We start from the raw sequence: 16917 nt of genomic DNA on the forward strand, positions 1-16917 counted from the left end.
AAGGGAAGAAGTCTCCCCTTTTTATTATCTATCTTCTACTTTGACATACGTTTGGTTTGTTGCTCCTACGTACTCAGCACGCGGGCGGATCAAACGATTGTTGCTATATTGTTCAAGAATATGAGCAATCCAACCAGATACACGGCTTACTGCGAAAAGTGGTGTGAATAAATCGTGATCGATTCCAAGACTATGATAAACAGAAGCTGAATAGAAATCGACATTAGGTGGAAGACCCTTTTCACTTGTCACAATTTCTTCCATCTTTGTTGACATCTCGTACCACTTGGTTTCACCAGTAAGATCAGTTAACTGACGAGACATTTCTCGAAGATGTTTTGCACGTGGATCACCAGTTTTGTAGACTCGGTGACCAAAGCCCATGATTTTCTCTTTATTTTCAAATGCTTTTTGCAAATAAGGTTCAACATTATCAACACGATCAATTTCACTTAGCATCGCCATTACACGCTCATTTGCTCCACCATGCAAAGGTCCTTTCAGTGCTCCAATCGCTGCTGTTACGCCTGAATACATATCTGAAAGTGTAGCAACACATACACGTGCTGTGAATGTTGACGCGTTTAACTCATGATCAGCATGCAGCACAAGAGCTTTATTAATTGCAGTAACAGCCACATCTTGAGGAAGTTCACCTGTTAACGTGTAAAGAAAGTTAGCAGCAAAACTCAGATCTTCTTTAGGCTCTACTGGCGCTTTTCCTTCACGAATCCGAGAAAAAGCGGTTACAACAGTTGGAATCTTTGCCTGGAGACGAATCGCTTTACGATAGTTTGCCTCTTCACTCATATCATCTGCTTCTTCATCATACAGTGCAAGAGTAGAAACAGCTGTACGAAGAGCAGCCATTGGGTGTACCTTCTCAATCGGATACGATTTCATCTGACTTACAATTTCTTCAGGAATGGAAGCATTCTTTGCAAAGTCGGCTGTAAATTCCTCAAGTTCAGTCTTATTTGGAAGTTTATCATTCCATAGTAAATAAATTACTTCTTCAAAACTAGCATTTTCAGCGAGGTCATCGATATTATACCCTCTGTATGTTAGGACATCATTTACGATAGAACTAATCGATGATGTTGTTGCAACTACGCCTTCTAATCCGCGAGTAGTCGTCATACGTTCCCCTCTCCTTTTCCATATTATTGGCTCTAGTATTTTCTAAAAATTCTGCTTTGATAACGCTTTTAAAACGCTCCAAAAAAATAAGAACCTATGTACAAGATGGTGCGTCAGTTCTCATTATAAACAATTCTCTGATATTTGTGAATGAATATGCATGATTTCGTCGATTCCTTTTTTTCTCAAATGTCGAAAAAATGATAAAAAAGACGTGGATGGTCTACAACTCATGCATTACTGAGCAGTCGTTCAGGTAAAAAATTCAACAACTTTCATCGCCATGTAAGCAATACCCGCTCCAATTAATGGACCTACGGCAATCCCTTGAAAAACCGCTACAGCAAGAATAGTACCAAAAACAAGGGCTGTCGTAATATGCGGATCATTTTGGAGCAAGATAATCCCTTTAGAGGCAATGATTGCAACAAATATACCCGCTCCCATTGCAATCCAAGCATAAGAAGATTTAACTGCTTCGCCAAGTTGCTTAAACCCTATATCTCCACTTGCAATTGGAACGAGCACTGCAATTGTAATGATTGTGACGCCCCAAGAAATTCCTTTAGATTGTACTAAAGGAAAGACTTTATCACCAAGTCCGATCGCTTTTACAACCAATAAAACAGCAACCGCAATCATAAGCGAGCTATTTTTCGCAATAAGTGCAATTCCAAGTAAGATGAGAAGAAATAGAGTAGGCTGAGAAATAATTGTCATAACGGTCCCTCTTTCACATTAGCAGAACTCTTTTAGCATAACAAACTTTTAGAAAATAAGCACGGAACAGCTTCACAACAATTGCTTGTTCTAAAGAAGGCGGTGTAAAATATAGGAAAGGTATCCTAGGGGGGTTGAAATGAACTGGACATACATACATAGAGTTTTACGTTTTCTCCTTGTGATTCTCCTTATTATGATTAGCTTAATCGCCTTTTATTATATTTGGCATCTTGCGTACCCTTTTGTGATTGCCTTACTACTAGCTTTTTTAATTAATCCGCTTGTTGACTTATTAGAAAGCAGAGGAAGGATACCAAGACCACTAGCTGTCGCTCTGTCTATCTTATTTCTAGTCGGTGTTCTTGCAGCTTTCATTGCTCTTCTTGTGAATGAAATCGTTCAGGGCATTGTTTACATCGCTGACGTATTACCTGGAAACTTTCAAGAAATCGTTCGTTTCGTAGAAGAACTATTCGTGTCACACGTCATGCCGCTTTATAATCAATTAGAAGATCTATTTAAAGACTTAAATAAAGATCAGCAAACAACTGTGCTTGATAATATTCAATCGGTCGGAACAACTGTCACTACAGCGCTAACCAATATCCTTCAATCTCTTGTGGAAGGAATACGCTCTATTATCGTTAGTTTACCAACCATATTAACCGTTCTTGTCTTCTCGATGTTAGCCACTTTCTTTATTAGTAAAGACTGGTATAAATTTATTAATTGGATAAAAAAGAAAGTGCGACCTGATATCCAAAAGAGCATAGGTACAGTCTATGTGGATTTAAGAAGGGCATTGTTTGGTTTTCTTAAGGCTCAGCTTACACTCATCTCTATGACAGCTGTGATCGTCCTTGTGGGACTACTCATTTTAAGAGTAGATTATGCCATCACAATAGCCATTATTATCGGTCTAGTGGACTTGTTACCTTACCTTGGTACTGGAGCTATTTTCGTACCGTGGATGATATACTCGTTTTTAACTGGGAATTATGGTCTAACAATTGGGCTTTCTATCCTTTATGGGGTCGTTGTAATTCAACGTCAGGTAATGGAGCCAAAAGTTCTTTCATCAAATATAGGACTTGATCCTCTTGCAACGTTAATTGCATTATTTGTAGGGTTTCAAGTATTTGGATTTATAGGACTAATTATTGGTCCAGTTCTTCTTGTCGTTCTTAAAACGCTTTATCATGCAAACGTATTTAAAGATATTTGGAGTTATATTAAAGGAACATCAGCTAAATAAAATAACATTGATCTCTAACCGACGTTGACAATCAGACACATGCAAAGTAAAAAGGGGAGTAACGTCTAATTCTCATGTTACTCCCCTTTTGCATTATAAAATGACTGGCAATAAATTATTTTTTTATTTCGGTAGCGTCATAAACTTTTACTTCTAATGGCGCAGTTAGATATTCTGGTGCTTTCCCAACAAAAGCTTGGAAATGAGCACTTTGGTTGTGTGCTTCGACCGAAGGCATATCTTTATAAGCTTCAATCATTTTATATGTGTTTTCTTTTTCAACATCTTTTGTAAGCGTGTAAGAAATGTTGCCTTCTTCATTTCTCGCCGCTTCAATTAAAGTTGTTACTTCTTTAAGAAAACCTTCTTCTTTAGCTGAGTTAATTTGTAATTCTGCATGGATGATAATCATCGTTCATTCCTCTTTTCATTTATTGTTTTTTTATTTCCAATCTGTAATGGATTCAACAGGTAAACGGACAGATTTATATCCTTCATTTGCTGCCTTACCAATTGAAATTAACATAACTGGGTAATAACGCTCTTTATCCATACCATAGGCTTCTGCGATTTGCGCTTTCTCATATCCACCAATTGGATTAGTGTCATAACCGTGTGCTTTTGCAGCTAACATCAACTGCATGGAAACCAATCCAGCATCAATAATATTCATTTCTCTAAACTGCTCAGTTGACATTCCCTCTAACAAACCTTTGATAGCAGGAAGTTGCTGATCTCTTACCTCTGCAGGCATATATCCTTTTTGTACAGCCGTGTCATAAATTTCATCGGCAAAGTCCAAGCTGTTCATATCGACAAATACAGCAATAACAGCAGCAGATGTTTCAACTTGTGATTGATTAAATTTTGCTAGCGGTGCTAGAGTTGCTTTTCCTCCTTCGCTATCAATTACCACGAAACGCCATGGTTGAAGGTTAACAGAAGATGGTGCAAGCGTAGCTTCTGTTAGAATTTCCGTCATCTCTTCTCTCGTAATTTTTACTGATGGATCATAATGACGAATAGAGCGTCGTCCTGTGATAATTTCGTTAAAGTCATTTATTTTCGTTGCATTCATGATTAAATCTCCTTATGTCCTTCTTGTTAGTATTGAATCTCTTCTATATTACTTTGAATACGATGAAGCATCGTCGATAATTGGGTTTGTTCCTGCTCACTAAAATCTTTTAGTACTTTCCCAATAAACTCTTCTTTTTCTTTTCGAAAGGCAGCAATTTTTTCTCTACCTTCTTCTGTTAGTTTCACAAAGGTAAAGCGGTTATCGTCCGGTTTCTTTCGGCGAGTAACCATCTCTTTTAATTCAAGCTGCTTTAAATGTCTAGTAACCGCGGCACTGTCAATATTCACTTCTTTCTGCAAAGCGGTTTGGCTAATTTCATCAACCTCAAATAATTTATGCAGGAGTTCTAAGCGCGATTGACTAATACCGGTGCACCTTTCAAATTTAGGACTCATTTGCTTGTATATTTCATTTAACTGAAATAAAATTTCCCCTTCATCTGAGCAAGAATTTTTCAACGCATCCTCCTCCTTAAATCGTTTGACGGGTCAATCATTGACTCATCAAACAATATACTAGATGTCTTTCTGAATGTCAATTAAATTACCTCTGTTGATTGATGGGTCATAGGTTGATCTCCTCATCATGCAACTTCAATATTTCTAAAGATTAAAATCCCATAAAAAAAGAAGCTTAGACATGTATCCAAGCTCCTTACGAACTCTTCTGCAAAAAATTATAAGGAATAGTTTATAACGTTTTTTACCTTCTAATAAACATAAATTGGCCATTATTTATTCGACGTTCAAGAAATTTTTTCATCCATCTTTTAAATGGTTTTCTAGTTGCTGGGATGAGAAGTAAAAAACCTACTGCATCAGTGATAAATCCTGGCGTCAGTAAAACAACGCCACCTACAAGTATACATAAACCATCCAGGATCGCTTCTCCGGGCATTTGGCCAGTCTGCATCTGCCTGTTAACCTTCTGGATCGTTTCTGCCCCTTCTTTACGCGCAAGCCACGCCCCAAGGATCCCTGTCCCAATAATCAATAAAACCGTTGGAAGAAGTCCAAGTGTTTTTCCTGATAGAAGTAACAGAGCAATCTCTAGAGCCGGAACGATAATAATAAAAAGCAACAAAATACGAAACATCACATAGCTCCCTCAATCATAATCGGGAATTTGTCCCGTTACATCTTATTATACGTGATTTAACATCATTTTCGAACTCAATTGCATTCATCACTTTATTAGGTTTGATGAATACTTATCAGAAATAATGAAAAAAGGCTGTCGATTTCTTCGACAGCCTTTTAAGAAGTTTAAAACTCGCTTATAAAATGCTAGCTTTTCCGTTGTAAATAATTCCTGTAGTGGCATCAAGGGTTACTTGCTGACCTTCTTCAAATAGTTGAGTTGCATTCTCTAGTCCAACTACTACTGGAAGACCAAGGCTAAGCCCAACAACCGCAGCATGGCAAGTTAGCCCGCCTTCTTCAGTGATAAGTCCAGCTGCTTTTTCAAGAGCAGGAACCATATCTTTATCTGAACCGATTGTTACAAGAATGGTATTAGCGTCTGCTTTTTGGATCGCTTCTTCAGCTGTTTTAGCAATCGCGATGCGCCCTGAAGTAGACGTTTTACCAATACCTTGGGCTTTGGCAAGGATATCTCCGATTACGTGAACTTTCATCAAGTTTGTTGTACCAGATTCTCCAACTGGAACTCCGGCAGTAATCACGACTGTGTCTCCGTGGTTAACAATTCCTGATTGGATTGAAGCATCAACAGCTACTTCTAGCATTTCATCCGTTGTCGACACCTTATGTCCTTCTTGTGCGTGAACGCCCCATACAAGAGCAAGCTTTCGGCACACGCTAGCCGTATTTGTTACAGCTACGATAGGGGCTTTCGGACGGTATTTAGAAATCATACGCGCGGTATGACCACTCTCAGTTGCTGTAATAATAGCTGGTACGTTTAAGTTATAAGCCGTGTGAGCTACTGATTCACTAATTGCATTCGTTGTATTTGTTTCCGTTTCTTTACTTCTTACCGAAAGAAGTTCACGGAAGTTTAATGACTTTTCAGTATAGGAAGCTATGTTATGCATCGTTTGAACAGCTTCTACAGGGTATGATCCTGCTGCTGTTTCACCTGAAAGCATGATTGCATCTGTGCCATCGAGAATCGCATTGGCAACGTCACTCGCTTCCGCACGTGTCGGACGAGGGTTACGCTGCATCGAATCAAGCATTTGCGTTGCTGTAATAACCGGTTTACCAAGTGCATTACATTTCTTAATAAGCTGCTTTTGTACTAAAGGTACTTCTTCAGCTGGAATTTCAACACCGAGGTCACCACGCGCAACCATTAAGCCATCAGAGATCTCAAGGATAGAATCGATATTATCGACACCTTCACGGTTCTCAATTTTAGGGATAATTTGAATATCCGTTGCTTTATGCTTTTCAAGAAGCTTACGAATGTCAAGTACATCAGATACACGACGAACAAATGAAGCAGCAATAAAGTCTACACCTTGCTCAATACCAAATTCAATATCAGCAGCGTCTTTATCTGTAATACCTGGAAGGTTTACGCTTACGTTAGGAACGTTAACCCCTTTTTTGTTTTTCAGCGTTCCATTGTTCAATACTTCTGTGTAAAGTTCGTTTTTCTCAATTTGCTTTACTTCAAGTTCGATTAATCCGTCATCCAGAAGAATTTTTGATCCAACATGAACGTCATTCACAAGGTCAGGATATGTGACAGAGATTTTCTCAGTTGTCCCAAGTACTTCTTCCATAGAAACGATAAGCTGTTGACCAGCTTCGAGATCGATTCCTCCATTTTCCATATTATTCGTACGGATTTCCGGACCTTTTGTATCTAAAAGAATCGCTACGTTTTTACCCAGCTTCTCAGCAACTGTACGAATCGATTTAATACGGCTACCGTGTTCTTCAAAATCACCGTGTGAGAAATTCAAACGGGCTACGTTCATCCCTGCATTAATCAACTTCTCTAGAGTTTGTTCATTTTCACTTGCTGGTCCAATCGTACAGACAATCTTAGTTTTGCGCATGGGTCTGTCTCCTCCTAAAAGCTATGCTTCAATTAGTTTTCTTCATAACAAAAAAGTTATGTAATCTTTTCAGACATTACGATACACCCCTTAGATAAAAAGGGGTGAACCAAATATCATCTTCTTAAATAGATAATTCTTTCGCAAGCTGACACATCTTCTGGTTAACTTCATGTGGAAGAGCGAGAGCTTCATTGATATCCAAGTCAACAATTTGGTTATTCTGAATGCCGACAGTTCTGCCTTCCGCTCCTTCAAGAAGAAGTTCCACTGCACGTGCCCCAAGACGACTTGCGAGAACGCGGTCGGATGCAGTGGGAGAGCCGCCACGTTGAACGTGACCAAGTACGGTTACACGCGTTTCCATATTCATCTCTTCTTGAATTTGCTTTCCAATTTCAACGCCGCTTCCAACACCTTCAGCAACAACAATAATGCTGTGACGTTTTCCACGATCATGGCCACGCTTTAGACGGTTTAAAATATCCGACATTTCAAATTTTTCTTCAGGAATAAGAATGGATTCAGCTCCATCAGCTAATCCAGACCATAAAGCGATATCTCCAGCGTCACGTCCCATAACTTCAATCACATATGTACGCTCGTGAGAAGTCGCCGTATCACGAATTTTATCAATGGCTTGAATAACAGTATTCAGAGCCGTGTCAAAGCCAATCGTGAAATCTGTACCAGGAATATCATTATCAATCGTTCCAGGAATTCCAATTGTAGGAAATCCGTGACCCGTCAATTTCTGAGCTCCTCGGTAAGACCCGTCTCCGCCAATAACGACAAGTCCTTCAATCCCAAATTTCTTTAAGTTCTCTACACCTTTCAATTGACCTTCAAGTGTTTTGAACTCTGGACAACGCGCAGAGTAAAGCATCGTTCCTCCACGATGAATGATATCAGCTACAGAGCCGATTTCCATTTTTTCTATATTTCCATTAATCAACCCGGTATACCCGTGGTAGATCCCATAAACTTCAATATCATGGTAAATTGCTTTTCGAACGACAGCACGAATAGCTGCGTTCATTCCTGGTGAGTCTCCTCCGCTGGTAAGTACACCAATACGTTTCATAACTGTTCACCTCATTAATTCTTTGTGTTATTAAAATATCAAATACAGCCTCTTAATACAATAGCTAAGGTCCAACGCAAAAAAGTGCTTTCTCTAAATTGAGAAAGCACTTCCCTTATTTTAAGCCAATGGTATCGGTTACAAACCTATATTGTCCGATATTTCTGTATTTTTCATAGCGGTGATTAACTAGCTCTTCTTTGGTAAGTTGTGTCAGTTCTTCAAGAGATTTAACAAGTGCAGCTTTGATTGCTTTTGACTGCTCTTCCACGTTGCGATGAGCTCCACCTCTTACTTCTGGAATAATCTCATCAATTACATTTAATTCTTTCAAATCTGGAGCTGTAATTTTCATTGTATCTGCAGCTTGTTGCGCAAGACTTGAATCCTTCCATAGAAGCGCTGCAGCACCTTCTGGTGAAATAACAGAATACCATGAATTCTCAAGCATATGCACATGATTTCCTACACCAATCGCAAGAGCTCCTCCACTTGCACCTTCACCAATAACAATACAAATAATGGGAACGGTTAATCCCGCCATTTCGATCAGGTTTCTTGCGATCGCTTCACTCTGTCCACGTTCCTCAGCCGCTTTACCGGGAAACGCCCCTTTCGTATCTAGCAGAAAGATGACCGGTCGCTGAAACTTTTCTGCTTGCTTCATTAAGCGAAGCGCTTTTCGATATCCCTCTGGGTGCGGCATTCCAAAGTTTCTTCTAAGGTTTTCTTTTGTATCCTTACCACGCTGATGACCAATAACCGTTACAGGTTGTCCTTCAAACGTAGCAATTCCACCTACAATCGCTTCATCGTCTCCAAAAAGACGGTCGCCGTGCAGTTCTAGAAAATCTTCAAAAATTCGCTCAATATAATCTGAGGTCGTTGGTCTCTCAGGGTGCCTTGCTAATTGAACACGATTCCACGCTGTTAAATTCTCGTAGATTTCACCTTCCATTTTTGAAAGTCTTTTTTGAAGTCGTGAAACTTCATCAGAAAGGTCAACATTTTTCTCTTCCATAAAAGCATGGAGTTCCGTAATTTTATCTTCTAATTCTTGAAGCGGACGCTCAAAATCAAGCCTCTGTCCCATCATTCTCCACCTCTATTTCCATGAATCATTAATACCTGACTAAGTGTCTTCTTCATATCCGCACGATGAATAACGCGATCCAGCTGACCATGATGAAGAAGAAATTCTGCTGTTTGAAAATCTTCAGGAAGATCTTCACGAATGGTTTGTTCAATAATCCTTCGACCAGCAAAACCAATTAATGCCTTAGGTTCAGCGAAATTAAAGTCCCCTACAGATGCAAAGCTCGCTGACACTCCTCCAGTTGTAGGGTGCGTCATAATAGAAATAAACAAACCACCATCATCGCTAAATCGTTTAAGTGCAACGCTGGTTTTCGCCATTTGCATTAAACTTAACACGCCTTCTTGCATCCGTGCACCACCGGAGGCAGTAAAAATGATAAATGGAATTTTTTCTTTATGAGCGTGCTCAATCGCTCTCGTGATTTTTTCTCCTACTACAGACCCCATGCTTCCCATTCGAAAACGAGCATCCATAACAGCGATGGCTGTTCGGTAACCGTCAATTGTTCCTTCACCAGTCACCACTGCTTCATTCAAAGAAGATTTCTTTTGATCCTTCTCGAGTCGTTCAACATAATCAGGGAATGAGAGCGGATTTTCTGAAATCATCTCAGCATCCAATTCTCTAAATGAACCATGATCGAGTGTATCTTTTAAACGTTCCGGCGCAGACATCTGGTGGTGGTAGCCACACTTCACACAAACTTTATGCGATTTTTCAAGTTCTTTTGTATAAATAATACTTTTACATCCCGGGCACTTTGTCATAATGCCTTCAGGGACATCTTGTTTTATTTTATCTGAGGGAACCGTCGCATACTTTTTCTTCTTGTTGAATAAATCTTTTAACAAAGTTGACCATCCCTTTCGCTTCTCCTAATGGCTATTCTTCCGTTTTTTTCATTTCATACTGATCTAAAAGATTAATCGCCGCTTCCTGGTTTCGAGAAGCAAGCGCATCAATCATCGCTTCATAATAATAAGTGGGGCGAAACGTCAACTGATGCCAAATCGTTTGGTGGTAATCTGCAAGCTCAGCCCATAAGCGCATGAGCAAATGATTACCAGAGGATGAAACAATGACTCGGAAGAATGCTGTATCAAACTCAGTCGATAAAATATCTCGATCTGAGGAGTTGTCCTTATGATCCATCATAGTTCTTAAACGAAAAATATATTCGTCTGATATTCGCTCACAAGCTACTCGTAAAATATCTTTCTCAATTAACTTCCTTGTTTCCAACAAATCCGCTTTCGACTTCGTATCTTTTAGAATAAAAGAGGCAATCACTTCAACAAGTCGATGATCTCTAGCATTAGCAATAAAAGTTCCTTCTCCGCGACGCGTTTCAATAAGACCAAGCATTTCCATTGATCGTAATGCTTCCCGTACAGAAGATCTTCCGGCATTTAAGCGCTCAGAAAGCTCCCTTTCCGAAGGGAGCTTATCACCGGTTTGTAAACCGTCATTATAGATAATCGCTTTTATCTTCTGAAGTATATTCTGATAGACTTTCCCCTGGGTTGTCATTCGAAATCAACACCCTTTCTTGGCAAAAGCATATGAAGGTTAGCGTATTTGGAAAATTCATCGGTCATTCTCGAAATCTCTTTTGAGTTCTGCTTTCGAACAGCATATAAATTGTTCTCCATCACTACATTCCAAGAAAAAAGTGAGAAAGTCAAGTTCTTCCCCACTTACTCGTTATCTGCTTCAATGATCGCAAGAGAACGCGTCTTATCTTTAACAGCTTCAGGGTCGACATTTATACGGGCTACGCCAGTTTCCATAGCAGCTTTTGCTACGCTTGCCGCCACAGCTGGCGCTACACGAGGATCAAACGGTGCAGGGATCACATAGTCTGCATTGAGAGCTTCCTCAGCAACTAATTCTGCAATGGCTTGTACAGCTGCTACTTTCATGTCTTCATTAATATGAGTAGCTCGAACATCAAGAGCCCCTCTAAAGATGCCAGGGAAGGCAAGTACATTATTAATTTGATTTGGGAAATCTGAACGGCCTGTACCAATCACTCTAGCTCCTGCTTCTCTCGCTTCGTCAGGCATGATCTCAGGATTAGGATTAGCCATAGCAAAAATGATAGGATCCTCATTCATTGACTCCACCATTTCTTTTGTAAGGGCGCCTTCAACCGAAACCCCAATGAAGACATCCGTGTTCACAATAACTTCTTTTAGCGAACCTTCTGCCTTATCACGGTTCGTATATTTGGCTACTTCCGCTTTTACATCATTCATTCCATAAGAACGACCTTCGTAAATCGCTCCCTTTGAATCGCACATGATAATATCCTTTACCCCAAAACGATTCAAAAGTTTGATGATCGCAATACCAGCTGCTCCTGCTCCATTAATCACAACTTTAATTTCACTCATCTTCTTGCCTGATAGTTTCAGAGCATTCACAAGTCCCGCTACTGTTACAATCGCTGTACCATGTTGATCATCATGGAAAATTGGGATGTTTGTTTCCTTTTTCAATCTCTCTTCGATAACAAAGCAATTTGGAGCTGCGATGTCTTCAAGATTAATGCCACCAAAGGTAGGCTCCATTAACTTAACAGTTTGCACGATTTGATCGACATCCGTTGTGTTTAAACAAATTGGAAATGCATCAACTCCGGCAAAACTTTTGAAAAGGACAGCTTTTCCTTCCATAACCGGAAGGGCAGCTTCAGGTCCAATGTTTCCAAGCCCAAGTACCGCAGTCCCATCTGATACAACCGCTACCATGTTACCTTTCATCGTATATTCATAAACTTTATTCTTATCATCATAAATTTCTTTACATGGCTCTGCTACTCCAGGTGAATAAGCTAGACTTAGATCCGTCGCATTTCGAACCGGTACTTTTGATTTGGATTCTAACTTTCCTTGCCTCACTCTGTGAATATGTAGAGCTTCTTCTCTTGTAATGGACAATCATTCCACTCTCCTTTTTTCAGAAGCATTAGACTATATTTAAAATTCCCCTAGTACATTTGGGCAGTGGTCAGACCACTCTATTTTCACCATTATAACAAATCACCATTTGCTGTAAAGATTTTCATCACGGCTTTTTCACCACGTTGCGCCCACCAAGCAGTTTTTTCAACGCATTAACACAGTCAGAATCAGGGTTTACTAGCCATTCATCGCCTAACTTCACCGTTCTTTCTGTTTTACTATAATAAATAACAACCTCGGTATTTCCCGTGTGTTGAAGAAGCACTTCCTTCACCTTACTTAATATGCTTTCGTGATGAGGCTCTATTTTAAGAAATAACGTTTGCTTTGGTTTCTTTGGCTTAATATCTGCTAACTTCATGACTCTCGATAGTATGATATTCGTTTGGTCATTTCGTTTTTGACCAACGCCATCAATATATAAGAATTGTCCTTTGCTCAACAAACTCTCCATCTTCTCCCAAACATCAGGAAAAGCTACTCCTTCCATTTCACCTGTTTCATCGCCAAGCGTAAGAAATGCCATCATTTGACCTTTCTTAGTTCGAATACTTCTAACCTTTAATACTTCCACAGCCAATCTAAGTGGCGCACGATCCTCAGCTGTAACCGCATCCTTCGTAACGTCCCTAACATACCCGTTTAACTTTTCTAAATAAGGTTCAAGTGGATGAGCTGTTAAGTAAAAACCAATCGCTTCTTTTTCAAAATCAAGCATTTCTTTTTCATCAAACGGCGGCACGGATTCGTAAGCTGGTTCCGTTTCTCCGTCTTGGAAAAAGCCTTCCTGACCACTTTGTTCAGATCCGTAATTCATAGCACCTTCTAAAGAGGCAAGCATCGAAGAACGACTTACACCAAATTCATCCATAGCACCAGCGAAGATCATTGATTCAAGTGCACGTTTGTTTACTACTTTCAGCGAAACTCTAGCACATAAATCAAATAGGCTTTTGTATGAATGCGTTCTTTTTTGCACGATCTCCTCAATGGCATTCTTTCCCACATTTTTTATAGGGAGAAGCCCAAATCGAACGGTATCTTTTTCCACAGTAAACATTTCCTGACTATGATTAATTGAAGGAGGCTGAATCTTCATACCCTTTTGCCTTGCTTCAGCTAAATACATCGCCAGTCGATCCTGGTTTCCAATTGCTGAATTTAGAAGACTCGAAAAGAAATAGCGCGAATAATTTGCTTTTAAATAGGCGAGTTGATAAGCAATGACACTATAGGCAACCGCATGGCTTCGGTTGAAGCCATAATCCGCAAACCGAACAATATACTCATACACTTTAAGAGCTGTATCTTGCGGATAACCATTCTCCAAGCATCCCTGAACAAAGTGCTCTCTTTCCGCTTCAAGAACCTCGCGCTTTTTTTTAGATACGGCTCTTCTCAATAAATCCGCCTCTCCTAAAGAAAATCCAGCCAACTTTGAAGCGATTTGCATAATTTGTTCTTGATAGACAATAACCCCATACGTAGATTTTAAAATAGGTTCAAGATCGGAATGAAGATACTCTATTTTTCTTTCATTATGTTTACCTGAAATGAAGAGAGGGATGTTTTCCATTGGACCTGGTCGATAAAGTGCATTAACAGCGACAATATCCTCAAACTCCGTCGGCTTTAACCTTCTAAGGACTTGACGCATACCGTCAGATTCAAGCTGAAACACCCCAGTCGTATCTGCTTTTTGTAGAAGCGAAAAGGTAGCTTGATCATTCATTGAGAAGTTCGAAAGAGAGGGCCGTTCACCTGTTTCGCCTTCAATGTCATTTAATATTCCTTCAATAAGAGTTAAATTACGAAGCCCAAGAAAATCCATTTTCAATAGACCAATCTCTTCTAAATCATTCATAGGAAATTGGGTTAGATTAATGTGATGACCACCAAGTAAAGGAACATGACGCGTAAGAGGCTCAGCTGAGATCACCACGCCAGCAGCATGGGTAGATGTATGACGTGGAAGCCCCTCAATTGTACTTGCAATCTCAAAAACACGTTGCCCGTCTTCAGATGAAGTAATGAGATCTTTAAGCGCCTTAGACTCCGCTTTTGCCTGCTTTAATGTCATGCCTGGTCTAGATGGAATGGCTTTTGACATGGCATCAAGAAGCTTGTTATCTACCTCCAATACTCGTCCTACGTCACGTATGGCAGCTTTTGCTGCTAGTGTACCGAAAGTAACGATTTGTGCGACATGATCATGACCATATTTGTCGTGCACATAGTCAATTACTTCATCTCTTCGAACGTCTGGAAAATCAATATCTATATCAGGCATGGTGACACGCTCGGGATTCAAAAACCTCTCAAATAAAAGATTATGTTCAATAGGGTCCACATCAGTAATATGCAATAAATAAGCAACGAGAGACCCTGCTGCAGAACCTCTCCCTGGCCCAGTAATCATGTGATGTTCATGGGCATATTTCATAAAATCCCAGACAATTAGAAAATAGTCATTAAATCCCATGTCGTTAATAACAGAAAGTTCATAATTTAATCGCTTTGTTAAACGTTCATCCTGATTCAGATAGCGCTCATTTAGGTTGTGGAAACAAATTTGTTGTAAATACTCAAATGCACTGAACTCATCTGGTACCGGATATCGGGGTAAGTGTGTTTGATCAAAGTTTAATTTCACTGAGCATTTAGCAGCAATTTCAAAGGTATTGGCAAGAGCAGTTTCATAACCCTTAAATCGACTCGTCATTTCGTCTTGCGATGTTAAATAGTACTCATGGTTAGGCAGTGCGACATGAGCTTTGTCCTCAAATCGTTGCCCAGTGTCTATACACCTCAAGCAATCATGGGCTACTCCATCTTCTCTGTTAATATAGTGAGCTGCATTCGTGATCGTTAATGGGAGATTTGCCTTTTTCGCAAATGCAGAAAGCAACAAGTTTAGCTGCCTTTCTTCACGCAGGGAATGATCCTGCATTTCAAGGTAGAACCCTTCCTTAAATACGCGGTGAAACTCCATCGCCATTTCAAACGCGGTCGTTTCTTCACCATGTAAAAGCTCTCGCCCTATTTTGCTAGAAAGAGAACCAGAAAGAGCGATTACACCGTTTGCGTTCTCATATAAGTCTTCTTTTTCTATGTAAGAAACATTTCCCGATGCACATTGCATATGTGTACTAATTTTCAATAAATTTTCGTAACCTTCTTGATTTACCGCAAGCAACACAAGGTTATCAAATTGATCGCGTGTTTGAAGAAAAGCGCGATTGCCCACTCGGACATCAAGACCAATAATCGGTTTAATCCCTTTTGCTATGCACGCCTTGTAGAAAGGGATTGTGCCAAACATTGTTCCTTTATCAGTCAGAGCAAGCGAGGAATACCCTTTTTGCTTTGCTGATTCAACGAGTGAATCAATCTGACTTGGACTGTCTAGAAGACTGTATTCACTGTAAACACGAAGATGCACAAATTCCATAACTAATCCCACTCTCAATTTGCTGTTACTTTCTATTATAGATACTTCAAGCTTCTCAAACAAACATTATCAAGCATAACATTCTCTCCTATTTGCATAGGCTGTACTAAAAGACTTCCCTATTTCTGAAACGTCACTGCAATTCCTTCGATTTTTCGATAAAGATATAAGCGTTTAAGAAATTGATACGAAAGAAGGAATCAAAATGGAGAGAGTAACACTTGTCACCTTAATTATTGCTTTTTTTGTAGCCTTTGGCGTAATTGTCGGGGGGTCTCTTATTGGAGGGATCGGAGCTTTCCTCTCCGGCGAACCTCCATTACACTGGATATTTATTGTGGCACAGCGATTAAAAATCTGGGCGATCGCTGCAGCGATCGGTGGGACATTCGATACAATTAATAATATGGAAAGGAGCTTTCTAAGCGGTTCACCAGACGAAATCATGCGACAATTCCTATGGATTTTCTGTGCTCTAGGTGGGGCTCAAGCTGGCATGGAAATCATTAACTGGCTAACCCAGGAGCGTTCATCGTTATGAGAGTCCCCCCTCTTTATGCTCGAAAAGGCTGGCAGCGATTTCTTGCTGGTCTTTCGGTAGGAGTAATTTTTGGATGGCTTTTCTTTCTTATGCTCTTTGGCATTATGTACGAAAAACAAATTACTACACTTAAAGAGCAGAAAATCGAAATTTCTGATTTGAAAATGCAAAATCAAACGTTACTTGACGATAAAGAAAATTCCAATAATACCGAGATCGAGAAAACACTTCTTGTCAAAAACATTGAGGTTACGTTTGAGAAAGATAAGGAATTACCACTTAATTCTTTAACTCGTCATGAGCTAAAAAAGGAAATTCAAAGTGAATTAAACGACCTTCTTAATAAAGATCTTGGAGCGATATCCCGTACAAGAAGCTTTATCATTTCCGCTCTAGAAAATAAAACCTTACTAATTGATGACGTGAAATATGGATTTGAAGTAAAGCAATTCATCCTTTGGACAACAGTTGAAGTGGAGCTTGCAATTAAGCTCGTCCAGTAGCGAAAATAAATCTATTTTGTGACCTTTTGTCAGACAAGTCGCA

16 protein-coding genes are annotated in these 16917 nt (G+C 39.7%); 3 read left to right on the forward strand and 13 right to left on the reverse strand.

Annotated features, from left to right (window positions below; genetic code table 11):
* Positions 1-24: 24 nt before the first annotated feature.
* Both citZ and PQ511_RS06200 read right to left on the reverse strand, forming a co-directional pair.
* Positions 25-1140, reverse strand: a complete 1116-nt coding sequence (gene citZ / locus PQ511_RS06195) for a citrate synthase (RefSeq protein ID WP_273851026.1) — start codon at positions 1138-1140, stop codon at positions 25-27.
* A gap of 252 nt (positions 1141-1392) precedes the next feature.
* Positions 1393-1860, reverse strand: coding sequence for a DUF441 domain-containing protein (locus tag PQ511_RS06200; protein WP_420541660.1), 468 nt, complete (start codon positions 1858-1860; stop codon positions 1393-1395).
* A gap of 139 nt (positions 1861-1999) precedes the next feature.
* Here PQ511_RS06200 and ytvI point away from each other — a divergent pair, with 139 nt between their 5' ends.
* Positions 2000-3118, forward strand: coding sequence for a sporulation integral membrane protein YtvI (gene ytvI, locus PQ511_RS06205; protein WP_273851027.1), 1119 nt, complete (start codon positions 2000-2002; stop codon positions 3116-3118).
* A 115-nt stretch (positions 3119-3233) separates the two neighbouring features.
* On the opposite strand, the gene PQ511_RS06210 is transcribed toward ytvI, so the two are convergent.
* The 11 genes from PQ511_RS06210 to PQ511_RS06260 all read right to left on the reverse strand — a co-directional run bounded on the left by PQ511_RS06210 (position 3234) and on the right by PQ511_RS06260 (position 15830).
* The gene (locus PQ511_RS06210) at positions 3234-3530 is read right to left on the reverse strand and encodes a putative quinol monooxygenase (protein WP_273851028.1); all 297 of its coding nucleotides are present in this window, start codon (positions 3528-3530) and stop codon (positions 3234-3236) included.
* A gap of 30 nt (positions 3531-3560) precedes the next feature.
* The gene (locus PQ511_RS06215; protein WP_273851029.1) at positions 3561-4196 is read right to left on the reverse strand and encodes a nitroreductase family protein; all 636 of its coding nucleotides are present in this window, start codon (positions 4194-4196) and stop codon (positions 3561-3563) included.
* Between the two features lie 26 nt (positions 4197-4222).
* A complete protein-coding gene (locus PQ511_RS06220) occupies positions 4223-4657 on the reverse strand; it encodes a MarR family winged helix-turn-helix transcriptional regulator (RefSeq protein WP_273851030.1) in 435 nt (144 codons plus the stop codon).
* Positions 4658-4901: 244 nt separating this feature from the next.
* Entirely contained in the window at positions 4902-5294 is a 393-nt protein-coding gene (locus tag PQ511_RS06225) for an FxsA family protein (RefSeq protein ID WP_273851031.1), read from the reverse strand.
* Positions 5295-5475: 181 nt separating this feature from the next.
* Positions 5476-7230, reverse strand: coding sequence for a pyruvate kinase (pyk, locus tag PQ511_RS06230; RefSeq protein ID WP_273851032.1), 1755 nt, complete (start codon positions 7228-7230; stop codon positions 5476-5478).
* Between the two features lie 124 nt (positions 7231-7354).
* Positions 7355-8314: a 6-phosphofructokinase gene (pfkA, locus tag PQ511_RS06235; RefSeq protein WP_273851033.1), complete on the reverse strand. Its 960-nt coding sequence runs from the start codon at positions 8312-8314 to the stop codon at positions 7355-7357.
* Positions 8315-8429: 115 nt separating this feature from the next.
* Positions 8430-9407 carry an acetyl-CoA carboxylase carboxyl transferase subunit alpha gene (accA, locus tag PQ511_RS06240; protein WP_273851034.1) on the reverse strand — a complete coding sequence of 326 codons (978 nt, stop codon included), beginning with the start codon at positions 9405-9407 and terminating at the stop codon, positions 8430-8432.
* On the reverse strand, positions 9407-10264 hold the full coding sequence (accD, locus tag PQ511_RS06245) for an acetyl-CoA carboxylase, carboxyltransferase subunit beta (RefSeq protein WP_273851035.1): 858 nt from the start codon (positions 10262-10264) through the stop codon (positions 9407-9409). The genes accA and accD overlap by 1 nt, the downstream gene beginning before the upstream one ends.
* A 31-nt stretch (positions 10265-10295) precedes the next feature.
* On the reverse strand, positions 10296-10943 hold the full coding sequence (locus PQ511_RS06250) for a FadR/GntR family transcriptional regulator (protein ID WP_273851036.1): 648 nt from the start codon (positions 10941-10943) through the stop codon (positions 10296-10298).
* Positions 10944-11110: 167 nt separating this feature from the next.
* A complete protein-coding gene (ystJ, locus tag PQ511_RS06255) occupies positions 11111-12349 on the reverse strand; it encodes an NADP-dependent malic enzyme (protein ID WP_420541666.1) in 1239 nt (412 codons plus the stop codon).
* 133 nt (positions 12350-12482) lie between these two features.
* Positions 12483-15830 carry a DNA polymerase III subunit alpha gene (locus tag PQ511_RS06260; RefSeq protein WP_273851038.1) on the reverse strand — a complete coding sequence of 1116 codons (3348 nt, stop codon included), beginning with the start codon at positions 15828-15830 and terminating at the stop codon, positions 12483-12485.
* A 205-nt stretch (positions 15831-16035) separates the two neighbouring features.
* On the opposite strand from PQ511_RS06260, the gene PQ511_RS06265 reads away from it, so the two are divergent.
* Both PQ511_RS06265 and ytrI read left to right on the forward strand, forming a co-directional pair.
* On the forward strand, positions 16036-16371 hold the full coding sequence (locus PQ511_RS06265) for a YtrH family sporulation protein (RefSeq protein ID WP_226656346.1): 336 nt from the start codon (positions 16036-16038) through the stop codon (positions 16369-16371).
* Positions 16368-16874 carry a sporulation membrane protein YtrI gene (gene ytrI, locus PQ511_RS06270; protein WP_273851039.1) on the forward strand — a complete coding sequence of 169 codons (507 nt, stop codon included), beginning with the start codon at positions 16368-16370 and terminating at the stop codon, positions 16872-16874. Before PQ511_RS06265 ends, ytrI begins: the two co-directional genes overlap by 4 nt.
* The last annotated feature ends 43 nt before the right edge of the window (positions 16875-16917 follow it).

It is taken from the genome of Guptibacillus spartinae (assembly GCF_028610625.1).
Classification (GTDB): Bacteria; Bacillota; Bacilli; order Bacillales; family Guptibacillaceae; genus Guptibacillus; species Guptibacillus spartinae.